Origin of the sequence: Stutzerimonas kunmingensis (genome assembly GCF_014764705.1) — a bacterium.
Taxonomy (GTDB): Bacteria; Pseudomonadota; Gammaproteobacteria; order Pseudomonadales; family Pseudomonadaceae; genus Stutzerimonas.
Window position 1 is genome coordinate 317,571 of the sequence record NZ_JACXXG010000002.1, and the last position, 15,527, is coordinate 333,097.

At 65.3% G+C, this 15,527-nt stretch carries 13 protein-coding genes; 12 read left to right on the top strand and 1 reads right to left on the bottom strand.

Going from position 1 to position 15,527, the window contains the following annotated elements; all coding sequences use genetic code 11:
- Positions 1 to 768: a TerB family tellurite resistance protein gene (locus IEG05_RS03285; protein ID WP_104098020.1), complete on the top strand. Its 768-nt coding sequence runs from the start codon at positions 1 to 3 to the stop codon at positions 766 to 768.
- 7 nt (positions 769 to 775) lie between these two features.
- Here the strand turns inward: IEG05_RS03285 and IEG05_RS03290 are convergent, their stop codons facing one another.
- Positions 776 to 1,801: an alpha/beta hydrolase family protein gene (locus IEG05_RS03290; protein ID WP_191121643.1), complete on the bottom strand. Its 1,026-nt coding sequence runs from the start codon at positions 1,799 to 1,801 to the stop codon at positions 776 to 778.
- A 96-nt stretch (positions 1,802 to 1,897) separates the two neighbouring features.
- Here IEG05_RS03290 and IEG05_RS03295 point away from each other — a divergent pair, with 96 nt between their 5' ends.
- From IEG05_RS03295 to trpE, 11 genes are all read left to right on the top strand, one after another.
- Positions 1,898 to 4,315, top strand: coding sequence for a PAS domain-containing sensor histidine kinase (locus IEG05_RS03295; protein WP_191121644.1), 2,418 nt, complete (start codon positions 1,898 to 1,900; stop codon positions 4,313 to 4,315).
- The gene (locus IEG05_RS03300) at positions 4,312 to 4,941 is read left to right on the top strand and encodes a response regulator (protein ID WP_038663465.1); all 630 of its coding nucleotides are present in this window, start codon (positions 4,312 to 4,314) and stop codon (positions 4,939 to 4,941) included. The genes IEG05_RS03295 and IEG05_RS03300 overlap by 4 nt, the downstream gene beginning before the upstream one ends.
- 148 nt (positions 4,942 to 5,089) lie before the next feature.
- Positions 5,090 to 6,199, top strand: coding sequence for an ABC transporter ATP-binding protein (locus tag IEG05_RS03305; protein ID WP_041015138.1), 1,110 nt, complete (start codon positions 5,090 to 5,092; stop codon positions 6,197 to 6,199).
- Between the two features lie 48 nt (positions 6,200 to 6,247).
- Positions 6,248 to 7,279, top strand: coding sequence for an ABC transporter substrate-binding protein (locus tag IEG05_RS03310; protein WP_191121645.1), 1,032 nt, complete (start codon positions 6,248 to 6,250; stop codon positions 7,277 to 7,279).
- A gap of 63 nt (positions 7,280 to 7,342) precedes the next feature.
- Complete coding sequence (locus tag IEG05_RS03315; RefSeq protein WP_191121646.1) at positions 7,343 to 8,596, top strand: ABC transporter permease; 1,254 nt, start codon at positions 7,343 to 7,345, stop codon at positions 8,594 to 8,596.
- A 43-nt stretch (positions 8,597 to 8,639) separates the two neighbouring features.
- Complete coding sequence (locus IEG05_RS03320) at positions 8,640 to 9,467, top strand: ABC transporter permease (RefSeq protein ID WP_191121647.1); 828 nt, start codon at positions 8,640 to 8,642, stop codon at positions 9,465 to 9,467.
- 18 nt (positions 9,468 to 9,485) lie between these two features.
- Positions 9,486 to 10,946, top strand: coding sequence for an NADP-dependent succinate-semialdehyde dehydrogenase (gene gabD, locus IEG05_RS03325; protein WP_191121662.1), 1,461 nt, complete (start codon positions 9,486 to 9,488; stop codon positions 10,944 to 10,946).
- 158 nt (positions 10,947 to 11,104) lie between these two features.
- On the top strand, positions 11,105 to 12,385 hold the full coding sequence (gene gabT, locus IEG05_RS03330) for a 4-aminobutyrate--2-oxoglutarate transaminase (protein ID WP_191121648.1): 1,281 nt from the start codon (positions 11,105 to 11,107) through the stop codon (positions 12,383 to 12,385).
- 104 nt (positions 12,386 to 12,489) lie between these two features.
- Positions 12,490 to 13,164: a ribulose-phosphate 3-epimerase gene (rpe, locus tag IEG05_RS03335; protein ID WP_015278319.1), complete on the top strand. Its 675-nt coding sequence runs from the start codon at positions 12,490 to 12,492 to the stop codon at positions 13,162 to 13,164.
- Entirely contained in the window at positions 13,161 to 13,862 is a 702-nt protein-coding gene (locus IEG05_RS03340; protein ID WP_191121649.1) for a phosphoglycolate phosphatase, read from the top strand. Before rpe ends, IEG05_RS03340 begins: the two co-directional genes overlap by 4 nt.
- A 179-nt stretch (positions 13,863 to 14,041) precedes the next feature.
- Positions 14,042 to 15,526, top strand: coding sequence for an anthranilate synthase component I (trpE, locus tag IEG05_RS03345; RefSeq protein ID WP_179484928.1), 1,485 nt, complete (start codon positions 14,042 to 14,044; stop codon positions 15,524 to 15,526).
- The last annotated feature ends 1 nt before the right edge of the window (position 15,527 follow it).

Consider the following 15,527-nt stretch of genomic DNA (forward strand, 5'->3'; position numbering starts at 1 on the left):
ATGTTCTGGCCCATCACGCTGTTGGGGCTGCTGATCGGCTGGTTGCTGGCCAGCATTCCGGGGGCTTTGCTCGGCGGTCTGCTGGGTCAGGTGCTCGATCGTCGTCTGGGGCTCGATTCCTGGGCCAGCCTGCGTGCGCGCCTAGCCGGCAAGCCGGTGCTGCAAGGCCGGGATTTGCTGTTCTTCCTGTTGGGGCGTCTGGCCAAGAGTGGCGGTCGCGTGAGCCCGGCGCATATCCAGGCCGCACGTGACGAGATGCGCCGGCAGGGGCTCGATGCCGCCGCGCAGCAACAGGCCATCGCCGCCTTCAACCGCGGCAAGTCGAGCGGTGACGGCCTGCGCGATACCCTGCAACGGCTGCGCAGCCAGCGCGAGGAAAGCCGCCGCCTGATCCAGGCTTGCTGGCGCATGGCACGTGCGCAGGGAAGCATGGGCGCACGCGAGCACGAACTGGTGCTGCTCTGGGGCAAGTGGCTGGGTTGGGATGCCGCCGAGGTGGCCGCGCTCGATCCGGGCGCGGCTCGACGCAAGGAGGCGCCGGCCGGGCGGGGTGGTGCATACGAGCAGGCCATGCAGCTGCTGGGTGTGCGTCCGGATACCGACCCGCAGCTGATCAAGCGCGCTTATCGGCGCCTGCTGAGCAAGCACCATCCGGACAAGCAGGCGGGGGCTGGTGCGAATGCCGCCCAGGTGCGCGACGCAACCGAGCGCACCCGCGAGTTGCACAGTGCCTATGCATTGATTCGCGAGCGCCGCGGCTTTCGCTGAGCGGGCGTCACTGTGGCGGCTTGCGCTCCAGCCAGCCCCGCACGCGACGCACCAGTTGTTCCTGTTCGGTATTGCGGTCACCGGTCAGACCTGGCAGTGCGACCAGGCGGTAGTCCGGGTGCCCAGCACGGCGCGCTGCATTGCGCCGCTGCAGTGCCTGCTGATTTGCGGCTGCTCCGGTGCCCGTATAGAAGTCGCCGATGGCGGCGGGTAGCGTTGCGAGATAGCTCTCCAGCGGCTGTTCCGCCTGCAACGGTGCGCGTGGATCGATCACTACCAGTTGCCCGACATCCTTTGGCTGAAGCTGTGCCAGGTACTGGCTCGCCCAGTAGGCGCCGGTGCCATGGCCGATCAGAACAATCGTCGACGCCTGCAGTGAGCGCGCATGCTCGATGGCAGCATCCAGGCGCGCCAGCATGCGCTCGGCATGAGTTGGGGGCGGCGTGTCCTGCTCGGCTTGTGTCGGCGTAGATTCGTCGTTGTCCGTGGCTGCCGTCTGCTCAGGCAGGTAGCCCGCCGAAGTGGTTTGCGCCGCGGCCGGCTGGGTATCGGTGGCGTCAGGCTCAGCGTTTTCTTCCGTTTCGGACTTTTCTTCCGCAGCCGGGGCTTCTGGCGCTGGCGGGCGCGGGCCAGGGCTAAGCGCCGGATCAGCGGGTGTCAGGCTGAGGGTATGCCAGCCATGTTCGGGAAGGCCGCGCCGGAGCGGGCCGATTGCGCGTGGCCAATCGGCGGTCTCGCCTTCGCTCGGCATAATGACGAGCACGCCGCGGGCCTTCGCAGTATTGGCCGGGTGCCAGAGCGCGAGGAATTTGTCTTCGTCGCCGAGCTGCAGCTGGGCGGTGGCCTCAAGCTGTCGTTGCAGCCCTGCGGCCAGCGCCTCGCTACGAGTTTGTGGCGATGGTCGTGGCGTTGCTGCTGGCTCCTCCGCCGGTGCTTCCTGAGGCGCCTCCGGTTCCTGCGCCGCTGCGATGTACGGCACGCCGCCGCCAAGCGCGACGCCGAACAAAAGCACGAAAGCAGACAAACGACGCATGGATTGTCTCCGCTATGGATGCCGGTACCACGCTGGCGCCGGCAGGGGTTATGCATTACAACAGCGTGTCGGCACGCCCATCAATTGCGTGAATATATGCTCGCCTTATACCTGCGTTTCCTTCTCCTCCTTGGCCTGACGCTGCCTTTCGCGGCTGGTGCCGTGTCGCTTGACGACGATAGCCGCGCCTGGCTGGAGCAGCATCCGGAGTGGCGGGTCGGGGTGGTGATGGGCGCGCCCTATGCCGAGTATGACCAGCGCCAGCGGCGCCTGTCAGGGTTTCATGTGCGGCTGATGGAGCAGCTGGCGACCGACCTCGGCGTGCGCCTGCAGTGGCGCCGCTTCAATGACGAGGCCGCGCTGGAGCAGGCCGCTCGGGAGGGCTTGATCGATGTGGCCCCCGGCTTACGGCAGACGCCGGCAGGCTTGCGGCTGTGGCGATATAGCGATCCCTTTCTGCGTATCCCGCGTCTGCTCGTCGGTGATCGTGGCGGCCCGCGTGCAATCGATCTTGAATATCTGCACCCGAGCGAACTGGTCTCCGCCGTCGGGCCGGGGCCGATCACCGAGTTCCTCGCCAGCAACTATCCCAATATCACCGTGCTGACCGCGACCAGCCAGGGCGATGCGCTGCGTCAGGTACTGGAAGCCAAGGCAAGCTACGCCGTCATTGACGAGCCGGTGTTCGGCCGCCTTTCGCAGCAGGTGGAGTACGACTCGCTGGCGGTGGTGGGTGATCTGGGCAACCCGCAGCTTCTGCGTATCGCCTCGCGGCGTGACAGCCCGGAACTTGCCGCCGTGCTCGAGGCGGCGATACGGCAATTTCCGGCGCGGGAATTCAGTCAGCTGCAGGAACAGTGGCTCAAGACCCGCAGCATCGACCTCGGTCGCGAGGTCAGCTACTGGCGCAGTCTCAGCCTTTTGCTCGGCGTGTTGTTGCTGGCCTGCCTGCTGATGCTGGCCTGGCAGCGCCATCAGCATGGCCTGCTGGAAAGCCGGCTGAAGACCGCCCGGCGCGATATCGAGCTGCGCGAGGCGGCCGAAGAAGCGCAGCGTTTGACGCAGTTTTGTCTGGATCACAGCACCGTCGGCATCCTCTGGCTCAACTGGGACAGCCGCGTGCGTTACGCCAACCAGGCCGCCGAGGTGCTGCTCGGGCATTCCTCCGGCGGACTGCTGGATCACCCGCTGGAAACATTCGACCCGGCGCTGGGCATGGATGCCTGGCTCGCGCGCTGGCGCGCTGCCCGCACGGGCGAGGATGATCGCCAGGTACACGAATGCGAATGGCTGCGCGCTGACGGCCAGCGCTTTCCGGCGGCCGTCACCTACAGTTTTCTGCGCTTCGGCAGCCGTGAATATCTGGTGGTGTTTCTCGCCGACATTACCGAGCGCCGGCGCGCCAGCGCCCAGCTGCAGGAAAGCGAGGCGCGTCTCAAGGCAATGGCCGGCAACGTGCCCGGGCTGGTGTTCCGCCTGGAGCGGGACGGGCCGCAGGAACCGGTGCGAGTGGCCTATATCAGCGAAGCCAGTCAGCGCCTGGTGGGCTATTCCGCCGAGCGCTTGCTGCAGCCGGGACTTGGCATCCGCAGCCTGGTGCACGCCGATGACGAGGCAGGCTACTGGGCCAGCCAGCAGCTGGCATTGGAGAAAAGCCAGGACTGGCGCTGGCAGGGGCGCATTCTCAACCGCGATGGCGACGTGCGCTGGGCCGATATCCGCGCCTCCGTGCGCGGCCAGCCGGATGGCCGCCAGGTATGGGACGGCATCGTCTGGGATATCACCGACAACAAGCGCATCGAGCTGGAGCTGGATGCCTCGCGTGTGCAGTTGCGCGAGCTGGCCGCGCACCTGGAGACCGTACGCGAGGAAGAGAAGGCGCATATTGCCCGCGAAGTGCACGACGAGCTGGGCCAGGTGCTGACCGTACTCAAGCTGGAAACCTCGATGTGCGAGCTGGGCTTCGCCGACCTCGACCCGGCCCTGGCGCAGCGGCTGGAAAGCATGAAGCGGCTGATCGCCCAGCTGTTCCAGCGGGTGCGTGATGTCGCTACCGCGCTGCGCCCGCCGATTCTCGATGCGGGCATCGCCTCGGCCGTGGAATGGCAGGCGCGGCGCTTCGAGGAGCGCAGCGGAGTGGCTTGTCTGGTCGAAGTGCCGGAATGCCCGCCGTTGCTGGGTAACGCGAAAGCCATCGGCCTGTTCCGCATTCTTCAGGAGTCGCTGACCAACGTGATGCGTCACGCCCAGGCGCAGACGGTCAGCGTGCAGTTACTGCTCGAAGGCAACATGCTCTGTCTGCGCGTCAGCGACGATGGTTGCGGTTTTCCTGTGGCCGCGCGCGGCGCCGGCAGTTCGTTCGGCCTGGTCGGTATGCGCGAGCGGGTGCAGATGCTCGGCGGGCAACTGATAATCGACAGCCAGCCCGGCGAGGGCACCACCATCACGGCGCGGGTTCCACTGGACCCGGTGCCGCTTCCATCAGCCGCAAGCACTGGAGCATTGCCGACATGATCAGGGTCATGGTCGCCGAAGATCACACCATCGTCCGCGAGGGCATCAAGCAGCTGATCGGCATGGCGCGTGACATGCAGGTGGTCGGCGAGGCTGCCAATGGCCAGCAGTTGCTCGACCAGTTGCGCCAGATCAGTTGCGATGTGGTCCTGCTGGACATCTCCATGCCCGGCGTCAACGGCCTTGAGGCGATTCCACGGATTCGCGCGCTGAACCAGCCGCCGGCGGTACTGGTGCTGTCGATGCACGACGAAGCGCAGATGGCAGCGCGGGCGCTGAAGATCGGCGCTGCCGGCTACGCGACCAAGGATAGCGAGCCAGCGCTACTGCTGACCGCCCTGCGCAAGGTGGCCGGTGGCGGGCGCTACATCGACCCGGCGCTGGCCGACCGCATGGTCTTCGAGGTTGGCCTGACCGATTCGCGGCCGCCTCACGCGCTGCTTTCCGAACGCGAATACTCGGTATTCGAACGGCTGGTGCAGGGCGATTCGGTGAACGACATTGCCGGCAAGCTGGCGCTGAGCAGCAAGACCATCAGCACCCACAAGGCCCGCCTGATGCAGAAGCTGGCGGCGCATTCGGTGGCCGATCTGGTGCGCTATGCCATGGAACACAAGCTGGTCTGAGCACCGGCCACCGACCCGCCGTGTAGGGCGTTCCCTACACGCGACTCTCCCTCACGCCTAGGCCAATCGCTCCGCTGTACCGATTTTTCCGCCGCCGCTGCGCTTCTACGCTGTGGCCACGGTTCAACGGTTACGCAGGTGCAGCAGCATGGTCGAGTCAACGGCGAACGATATCCTGGTGAGCTTTCGCGGCATCCAGAAGAGCTATGACGGTGAGTCGCTGATCGTCAGGGATCTGAATCTGGACATCCGCCGCGGCGAATTCCTCACCCTGCTCGGGCCGTCCGGCTCGGGCAAAACCACCAGCCTGATGATGCTGGCTGGCTTCGAGACGCCCACGGCGGGGGAAATCCTCCTCGATGGCCGGGCGATCAACAACGTGCCACCGCACAAGCGCGACATGGGCATGGTGTTCCAGAACTACGCGCTGTTTCCGCACATGACCGTGTCGGAGAACCTGGCGTTTCCGCTCAGCGTCCGCGGCATGGCCAAGCCTGATATCAAGGAGCGGGTCAAGCGCGCCCTGGCGATGGTCCAGCTAGAGGGCTTCCGCAACCGTTATCCGGCGCAGCTCTCCGGCGGCCAGCAACAGCGCGTGGCACTGGCCCGGGCGCTGGTGTTCGAACCGCAGCTGGTGCTGATGGACGAACCCCTGGGCGCGCTGGACAAGCAGTTGCGCGAGCAGATGCAGATGGAGATCAAGCATCTGCACGAACGCCTCGGCGTCACCGTGGTGTACGTCACCCACGATCAGGGCGAGGCGCTGACCATGTCTGATCGGGTGGCGGTGTTCCATCAGGGCCAGATCCAGCAGATCGAAGACCCGCGCACGCTCTACGAAAAGCCGGTGAACACCTTCGTCGCCAACTTCCTAGGCGAGAACAACCGCCTGCCGGCGCATCTGCTCGACCGTCGTGGCGATAGCTGCACGGTCAAGCTCGGCCGCGGCGAAACCGTCGAGGCGCTGGCCGTCAACGTCGGCGCGACGGGGTCGCCGGTCAGCCTGTCGATCCGCCCGGAGCGGGTGCTGCTCAACGGCGCCAGTGCCAACTGCCCGAACCGCTTCACCGGGCGCGTTGCCGAGTTCATCTACCTCGGCGACCACATCCGTATCCGTCTCGAGGTATGCGGGGTCAACGACTTCTTCGTCAAACAGCCGATCGCCGAGTTCGACAGCGCCCTGCGTGTCGGTGACGTGGTGCCGATCGGCTGGCATGTCGAGCACGTTCGTGCGCTCGACCCGCTGCAGGCGGCCTGAGGCGATGCCTGGAAAAACCCACACAACTGCATCAAGGAGCGAACTGGTATGAGCAACTACCTGAAACTGTCCGCGCTGGCGCTCGGACTCGTCTGTGCCGGGCAAGCGGCTGCCGAGAATCTCACCGCGGTGAGCTTCGGCGGCGCCAACAAGCAGGCCCAGGTCAAGGCCTTCTACGAGCCGTGGGACGCGGCGGGGCACGGGCGCATCATCGCCGGCGAGTACAACGGCGAAATGGCCAAGGTCAAGGCAATGGTCGACACCAACAGCGTGTCGTGGAACCTGGTGGAAGTGGAGTCGCCGGAACTGTCCCGCGGCTGTGACGAGGGGCTGTTCGAGGAACTTGACCCAAGCTTCGTCGGCAATCCGGACGATTTCGTCGAAGGCGCAATCCAGCCCTGCGGCGTTGGTTTCTTCGTCTGGTCGACGGTGCTGGCCTACAACGCCGACAAGCTGAAAAGCGCGCCGGCCAGCTGGGCGGATTTCTGGGATACCGAGAAATTCCCCGGCAAGCGCGGCCTTCGCAAGGGCGCCAAGTACACCCTCGAATTCGCGCTGATGGCCGACGGCGTGCCGGTCAAGGACGTCTACAAGGTGCTGGCCACCAAGGACGGCCAGAACCGCGCCTTCAGAAAGCTCGATCAGCTCAAGCCGCACATTCAGTGGTGGGAAGCCGGCGCGCAGCCGCCACAGTTCCTCGCCTCCGGCGACGTGGTAATGAGCAGCGCCTACAACGGCCGCATCGCTGCCGTGCAGAACGAGAGCAACCTGCAGATCGTCTGGAGCGGCGGCATCTATGACTTCGATTCCTGGGCTATCCCCAAGGGCGCGAAGAGCCAGGAGCAGTCACGCAAGTTCATCGCCTTCACCGTCGAGCCGCAGCAGCAGAAGGCCTATGCCGAGAACATCGCCTACGGCCCGGCGAACACCCAGGCCGTTTCGTTGCTGGATGAAAAGCGCCTGGCGCAGATGCCCACCGCGCCGGAGAACATCGCCGACCAGGTGGCGATGGACGTGACCTTCTGGGCCGACTACGGCGAGCAGCTCGAACAGCGTTTCAACGCCTGGGCAGCACGCTGACCTGAGCGCCCCGCCGCATTGGCGGGGCCTGCCCCAGCTATCGCAACGAATCGCGGAGTCATCATGGCCACAGCAATTTCCCTGCCGGCGAGCGGAATCGCCGAGCCCAATCTGAAGCAGCGGCTGGCGCGTGCCGAACGGATGAACAAGCTCAAGTCGCAGGCGCTGATCGTGCCGTTGCTGCTGTTCGTGCTGCTGACCTTTCTGGTGCCGATCGCCTCGCTGCTCTGGCGCAGCGTCGAGAACCCCGAGGTGGTGAACACGCTGCCTCGCACGCTGGCGGCGCTGGCCGAATGGGATGGTCGTGGGCTGCCGGCGGAGCCGGCCTATCAGGCGCTTGCCGAGGATCTGTATCAGGCGCGTCGCGAGCAGAGCCTGGGCGATCTGTCCAAGCGGCTGAACATGGAGCTGGCCGGTTACCGCAGCCTGCTGACCAAGACCGCACGGGCGCTGCCGTTTCGCGAGGTGCCGGCGTCCTATCAGGAGGCGCTGGAAGCGCTCGACGAGCGCTGGGGCGACCCGGCGTTCTGGCAGGTCATCCAGCGTAACGACAGCGCGGTGACCGGCTACTACCTGCTGGCGGCGCTCGATCACCGCATCGACGAGCTCGGCGAGCTGGCCAAGGTTTCGCCGGATCAGGCGGTGTACCTCGACATCTTCGCCCGCACCTTCTGGATGGGTCTGGTGATAACCGCGATCTGCCTGCTGCTGGCCTATCCGCTGGCGTATCTGCTGGCCAACCTGCCGGCGCGGCAGAGCAACCTGCTGATGATCCTGGTGCTGCTGCCGTTCTGGACCTCGATCCTGGTGCGCGTGGCAGCGTGGATCGTGCTGCTGCAGTCCGGCGGGCTGATCAATGGTGCGTTGCTGAAGATGGGCCTGATCGACGAGCCGCTGCAGCTGGTGTTCAACCGTACCGGCGTGTACATCGCCATGGTGCACATCCTGCTGCCGTTCATGATCCTGCCGATCTACAGCGTGATGAAGAACATCTCGCCGAGCTACATGCGCGCCGCGGTGTCGCTGGGTTGTCATCCGTTCGCCAGCTTCTGGCGGGTGTACTTCCCGCAGACACTGGCCGGCGTCGGCGCCGGCAGCCTGCTGGTGTTCATCATCGCCATCGGCTACTACATCACCCCGGCGCTGCTCGGCAGCCCGAACGACCAGATGGTCAGCTACTTCGTCGCCTTCTACACCAACACCACCATCAACTGGGGCATGGCCACGGCTCTCGGCGGCCTGCTGCTGCTCGCCACGCTGCTGCTGTACGTCATCTACAGCTGGCTGGTCGGTGCCAGCCGACTGCGGCTGGGCTGATGACGGTCGCGACTTCCATGATGCATCTGGCAGGAGAACATTCATGCTGAGCCCCTACATGTCGCCCGTCGAACGGGCCTGGTACTACGCGCTGCGCATCCTCTGCGCCCTGGTGCTGCTGTTTCTGATCGTGCCGGTGCTGGTCATCGTGCCGCTGTCGTTCAATTCCGGCTCGTTCCTCGTCTATCCCTTGCAGGGCTTTTCCATGCGTTGGTACGAGGCGCTGTTCAGCTCGGCCGACTGGATGCGCTCGCTGAAGAACAGCATGCTCATCGCGCCCGCCGCGACCTTTCTCGCTGTGGTGCTCGGCACCCTGGCGGCGGTCGGCCTGACCCGCGCGGAATTTCGCGGCAAGGCGCTGCTGATGACCATACTGATCTCGCCGATGGTGGTGCCGGTGGTGATCATCGGTGTGGCCAGCTACCTGTTCTTCGCACCGCTGGGCATGGGCAACAGCTACCTGTCGCTCATCCTTGTGCACGCGGTGCTCGGCGTGCCCTTCGTGATCATCACGGTCTCCGCGACGCTGCAGGGCTTCAACTACAACCTGGTGCGTGCTGCGGCCAGCCTCGGCGCATCACCGCTGACCGCGTTCTTCCGCGTGACCCTGCCGCTGATCGCGCCGGGGGTGATTTCCGGCGCGCTGTTCGCCTTCGCCACCTCGTTCGATGAAGTGGTGGTGACGCTGTTCCTCGCCGGCCCCGAGCAGATCACCCTGCCGCGGCAGATGTTCAGCGGCATCCGCGAAAACCTCAGCCCGACCATCGCCGCCGCGGCGACGCTGCTGATCGGCTTCTCCATCGTGCTGCTGCTGACCCTGGAATGGCTGCGTGGCCGTGCCGAAAAGCTGCGCACCCAACAACCTGCCTGACGGAATTCGCACATGACTCTGCAACTTGGGCAACCCGATCTGTTGCGCCAAACGGCCTATCTCAATGGTGAATGGTGCGAGGCCGACAGTGGCGCGTGCACCGAGATCTTCAACCCGGCCACCGGCGAGCTGATCGGCGCGGTGCCGAACATGGGGCGCGGTGAAACCCGTCGCGCCATCGAGGCGGCCCGGGCGGCACAGCCGGCCTGGCGTGCGCTCACCGCCAAGGAGCGCGCGGCGCGGCTGCGCCGCTGGTACGAACTGATGCTGGAGAACCAGGAAGACCTGGCGCGGATCATGACCGCCGAACAGGGCAAGCCGCTGGCCGAGGCCCGGGGGGAGGTGGCCTACGCCGCATCCTTCCTCGAATGGTTCGCCGAGGAAGGCAAGCGCCTGTACGGCGACGTGATCCCTGCCCATGCCGGCGACAAGCGCATCCTGGTGCAGAAGGAGCCGGTCGGCGTCACAGCGGCGATCACGCCGTGGAATTTTCCCAGCGCCATGATCACCCGCAAGGCCGGGCCTGCGTTGGCTGCGGGCTGTGCCATGGTCCTCAAACCGGCACCGCAGACACCGTTCTCGGCACTGGCGCTGGTCGCGCTGGCCGAGCGTGCGGGCATTCCGGCGGGACTGTTCAGCGTGATCACCGCCGATGCCGCCGCGTCCCGTGAGGTGGGTGCCGAACTCTGTGAAAACCCTATCGTGCGCAAGCTCTCGTTCACCGGCTCGACGGCGGTGGGCATCAAGCTGATGCAGCAGTGCGCGCCGACGCTGAAGAAGCTCTCGCTGGAGCTGGGCGGCAACGCACCCTTCATCGTCTTCGACGACGCCGATCTGGATGCGGCGGTCGAGGGCGCAATGATCTCCAAATACCGCAACGCCGGGCAGACCTGCGTCTGCGCCAACCGCATCTACGTGCAGGACGGCATCTATGAGGCCTTCGTCGACAAGCTTTCCGCTGCGGTGGCGCGGCTGAAGGTCGGCAACGGTGCGGATGAGGGCGTGACCACCGGTCCGCTGATCGATGCCGCGGCGGTGGCCAAGGTGCAGCGCCATTTGCAGGACGCGCTGGACAAGGGCGCCACCCTGCTGGCCGGCGGCAAACCCCATGCGCTTGGCGGCAACTTCTTCGAGCCGACGCTGGTGGGTGGCGTCACCGCCGAAATGGTTGTGGCGCGCGAGGAAACCTTCGGTCCGCTGGCGCCGCTGTTCCGCTTCCGCGACGAGGACGAGGTGATCCGCCAGGCCAACGACACCGAGTTCGGCCTCGCCGCCTATTTCTACGCCCGCGACCTGAGCCGGGTGTTCCGCGTCGCCGAGGCATTGGAGTACGGCATGGTCGGTATCAACACCGGGGTGATCTCCACCGAGGTGGCGCCGTTCGGCGGGATGAAGGCATCCGGCCTCGGCCGTGAAGGCTCGAAGTACGGCCTGGATGAATACGTGGAAATCAAATACCTGTGCCTGGGCGGTATCTGACACCAGCGGCCTAAAACAGGCGTGCAAAATAATGCACGGAGTTTTACTGTAATCCGAACGCTCCGGATAGCGCGGCAGTCGATCATCGTATGCTGCCGCGCCCGCTTCCTGGCGTTCTTCATGACCCGTGCCGACGATGAGCGGCTACCGAGGAGCTTATGAGCAAGACCAACGAATCCCTGATGCAACGCCGTGTCGCCGCCGTCCCGCGTGGCGTCGGCCAGATCCACCCGATCTTTGCCAACCACGCGAAGAACAGCAGCGTGGTCGACGTCGAAGGCCGCGAATTCATCGACTTCGCCGGCGGCATTGCCGTGCTGAATACCGGACACCTGCACCCGAAAATCGTCAAGGCGGTGGAGGAGCAGCTGCACAAGCTGACCCACACCTGCTTCCAGGTGCTGGCCTACGAGCCGTACGTCGAGCTGTGCGAGAAGATCAACGCGCGGGTGCCGGGCAACTTCGCCAAGAAGACCCTGCTTGTCACTACCGGCTCCGAGGCGGTGGAAAACGCGGTAAAGATCGCCCGCGCCGCCACCGGGCGGGCCGGCGTGATCGCCTTCACCGGCGCCTATCACGGCCGCACCATGATGACCTTGGGGCTGACCGGCAAGGTCGCGCCGTACTCCGCTGGAATGGGCCTGATGCCCGGCGGTATCTTCCGTGCGCTGTACCCCTGCGCCATTCATGGCGTCAGCGTCGATGACTCGATCGCCAGCATCGAGCGCATCTTCAAGAACGACGCCGAGCCACGCGACATCGCCGCGATCATCATCGAGCCGGTGCAGGGCGAGGGCGGCTTCAACGTCGCGCCGAAGGATTTCATGGCTCGCCTGCGCGCACTGTGCGACGAACACGGCATCCTGCTGATCGCCGACGAAGTGCAGACCGGCGCCGGGCGTACCGGCACCTTCTTCGCCATGGAACAGATGGGCGTGGTCGCCGACCTGACCACCTTCGCCAAGTCTGTTGGCGGTGGTTTCCCGATTGCCGGCGTCTGTGGCAAAGCCGAGATCATGGATGCCATCGCCCCCGGCGGCCTGGGCGGCACCTACGCCGGCAATCCGCTGTCCTGCGCCGCGGCGCTGGCGGTGCTGGAAGTCTTCGAGGAAGAGAAGCTGCTCGACCGCTGCAAGGCGGTAGCCGAGAGGCTGACCACGGGCCTCAAGGCAATCCAGGCCAAGCACAAGGAGATCGGCGAGGTGCGCGGTTTGGGCGCGATGATCGCAATCGAGCTGTTCGAGGACGGCGATCATGCGCGACCGGCTGCCGCCCTGACCTCGCAGATCGTCGCCCGGGCGCGGGACAAGGGCCTGATCCTGCTGTCCTGTGGCACCTACTACAACGTGCTGCGGGTGCTGGTGCCGCTGACTGCCGAAGACGAACTGCTCGACCGTGGCCTGGCCATCATCGGTGAGTGCTTCGATGAGCTGACCTGATCCAACGGCGGGCTCGCCGGCATCCGCAATGGATGTCAGGCGCGCCGCAACCCTGACCCCTCGGGTACAATGCGCGGCATCTTGCCGTGCTACCCGAGGTCGTCATGCAGCCGTTCGCCATCGCCCCTTCGATTCTTTCCGCCAACTTCGCCCGTCTGGGTGAGGAAGTGGACAACGTGCTGGCCGCCGGCGCCGACATCGTCCATTTCGACGTGATGGACAACCACTACGTACCCAACCTGACCATCGGCCCCATGGTCTGCTCCGCGCTGCGCAAGCATGGCGTCACCGCGCCCATCGACGTACACCTGATGGTCAAGCCGGTGGATCGCATGATCGGCGACTTCCTCGAAGCCGGTGCCAGCTACATCACCTTTCACCCGGAAGCCTCCGAGCACATCGATCGATCGCTGCAGCTGATCAAGGACGGCGGCGCCAAGGCCGGTCTGGTGTTCAACCCGGCCACGCCGCTGGACGTGCTCAAGTACGTCATGGACAAGGTCGACATGGTCCTGCTGATGAGCGTCAACCCCGGTTTCGGCGGGCAGAAGTTCATTCCCAATACCCTCGACAAGCTGCGCGAAGCGCGTGCGCTGATCGATGCCAGCGGCCGCGAGATTCGCCTGGAGATCGACGGCGGTGTGAATCCGAAGAACATCCGCGAAATCGCTGCGGCGGGCGCCGATACCTTCGTTGCCGGCTCGGCGATCTTCAACCAGCCGGATTACAAGGCGGTGATCGACCAGATGCGCGCCGAGCTGGCGCTGGCGCGCCCATGACCCGCCTGGAGCAACTGTTCGACGGCAAATTGCCACGGCTGGTGATGTTCGACCTGGACGGCACCCTGATGGATTCGGTGCCGGACCTGGCCGCGGCGGTGGACAAGATGCTGATGCTGCTCGGCCGCGAGCATGCCGGCATTGCCCGGGTGCGCGACTGGGTCGGCAACGGCTCGCGCGTGCTGGTACGCCGCGCATTGGCCGGTGGGCTGGAGCATGAAGGTGTAAGCGACGAGTTTGCCGATGAGGCGCTGGCGCTGTTCATGCAGGCATACTCCGGCGGCCACGAGCTGACCACTGTCTATCCGGGCGTTCGTGAATGTCTGGACTGGCTGCGCGAGCGCGAGGTGAAGTTGGCGATCATCACCAACAAGCCGGCGCAGTTCATCGAACCGCTGCTGGAGGAGAAGGGGTTGGCCGGTTACTTCGATTGGCTGGTCGGCGGCGATACCTTGCCGCAGCAGAAGCCCGATCCGGCTGCGCTGTTCTGGGTGATGGACAAGGCGGGCGTTGCGCCCGGCGAATCGCTGTTCGTGGGGGACTCGCGCAACGACGTACGGGCTGCCAAGGCCGCGACAGTACGCTGTGTCGCGCTTACCTACGGCTACAACCACGGCGAGCCCATCGCGGATGAGCAGCCGGCGCTGGTGCTCGACGACCTGCGCGAGCTGGTTGCTTCGGCTCCGGGCCTGCGCTAGTGTGGCCGGACTCTTTTTGACCCACCGAAGAGATCCGCTCGTGGTGCTCACCCGCAGACAATGGATGAAAGTCATCAAGGCCCTGGCCCGTTGGCGCTGGCGCGCCTGACTTTTCCTGCCGGCCAGGCCGGCGCGTTTGCCGTTGTTCGTTCGAACCCTCCTCAGACCACGAGGCTGACATGACCCGCGAAGAATTCCTGCGTTTGGCCGCCGAAGGCCATAACCGCATCCCCCTGTCATTCGAGACCCTTGCCGACTTCGACACGCCGCTGTCGCTGTACCTGAAACTGGCCGATGCGCCGAACTCCTATCTGCTTGAATCCGTTCAGGGCGGCGAGAAGTGGGGGCGTTACTCAATCATCGGTCTGCCGTGCCGCACCGTGCTGCGCGTGCGGGATCACCGCATCAGCGTCACCACCGATGGCATCGAGACCGAGGCCTGCGAGGTCGAGGACCCGCTGGCCTTCGTCGAATCCTTCCAGCAGCGCTACCGCGTCGCGCCGGTCGAAGGCCTGCCGCGCTTCAACGGCGGGCTGGTCGGCTATTTCGGCTACGACAGCGTGCGCTATGTCGAGCGCAAACTTGGCAATTGCCCCAACCCGGATCCGCTGGGCACACCGGATATCCTGCTGATGGTTTCCGACGCCGTGGTGGTGTTCGACAACCTCGCCGGCAAGCTGCACTGCATCGTGCTGGTCGACCCGTCGCAGCCGGAAGCCTACGAGGCCGGTCAGGCTCGCCTGCACGCGTTGCGGGCGAAGCTGCGCCAGTCGATCACGCCGCGCCTGGGCCTGGATTTCGAAAAGAGCAATGGTGCCGAACCGACCTTCCGCTCCAGCTTCAGCCGCGAGGATTACGAGCAGGCGGTCAACCGCATCAAGGACTACATCCTCGCCGGCGACTGCATGCAGGTGGTGATTTCCCAGCGCATGTCGATCCCGTTCAAGGCCGCGCCGATCGATCTGTACCGCGCGCTGCGTTGCTTCAACCCGACGCCCTACATGTACTTCTTCAACTTCGGTGACTTCCACGTGGTGGGGTCGTCGCCAGAAGTGCTGGTGCGGGTCGAGGAAGGTCTGGTCACGGTCCGCCCCATCGCCGGCACGCGTCCACGCGGTGCCAACGAAGAAGCTGATCTGGCGTTGGAGCAGGACCTGCTCAGCGATGCCAAGGAGCTTGCCGAACACCTGATGCTGATCGACCTGGGCCGCAACGACGTCGGTCGTGTCGCCGAGACCGGCACGGTGCGGTTGACCGAGAAGATGGTCATCGAGCGCTATTCGAATGTCATGCACATCGTTTCCAACGTCACCGGCCAGCTCAAGGCGCCATTGACGGCGATGGATGCGCTGCGCGCGATCCTACCGGCCGGCACGCTCTCAGGGGCGCCGAAGATTCGTGCCATGGAAATCATCGACGAGCTGGAGCCGGTCAAGCGTGGTGTCTACGGCGGCGCCGTCGGCTATCTGGCCTGGAACGGCAACATGGATACCGCCATCGCCATCCGTACCGCGGTGATCAAGGACGGCGAGCTGCACGTGCAGGCCGGTGCCGGCATCGTGGCCGACTCGCAGCCGGCGCTCGAATGGGAAGAGACGCTGAACAAGCGCCGCGCCATGTTCCGCGCGGTGGCCCTGGCCGAACGCGACCAGCAGGAGAACTGAT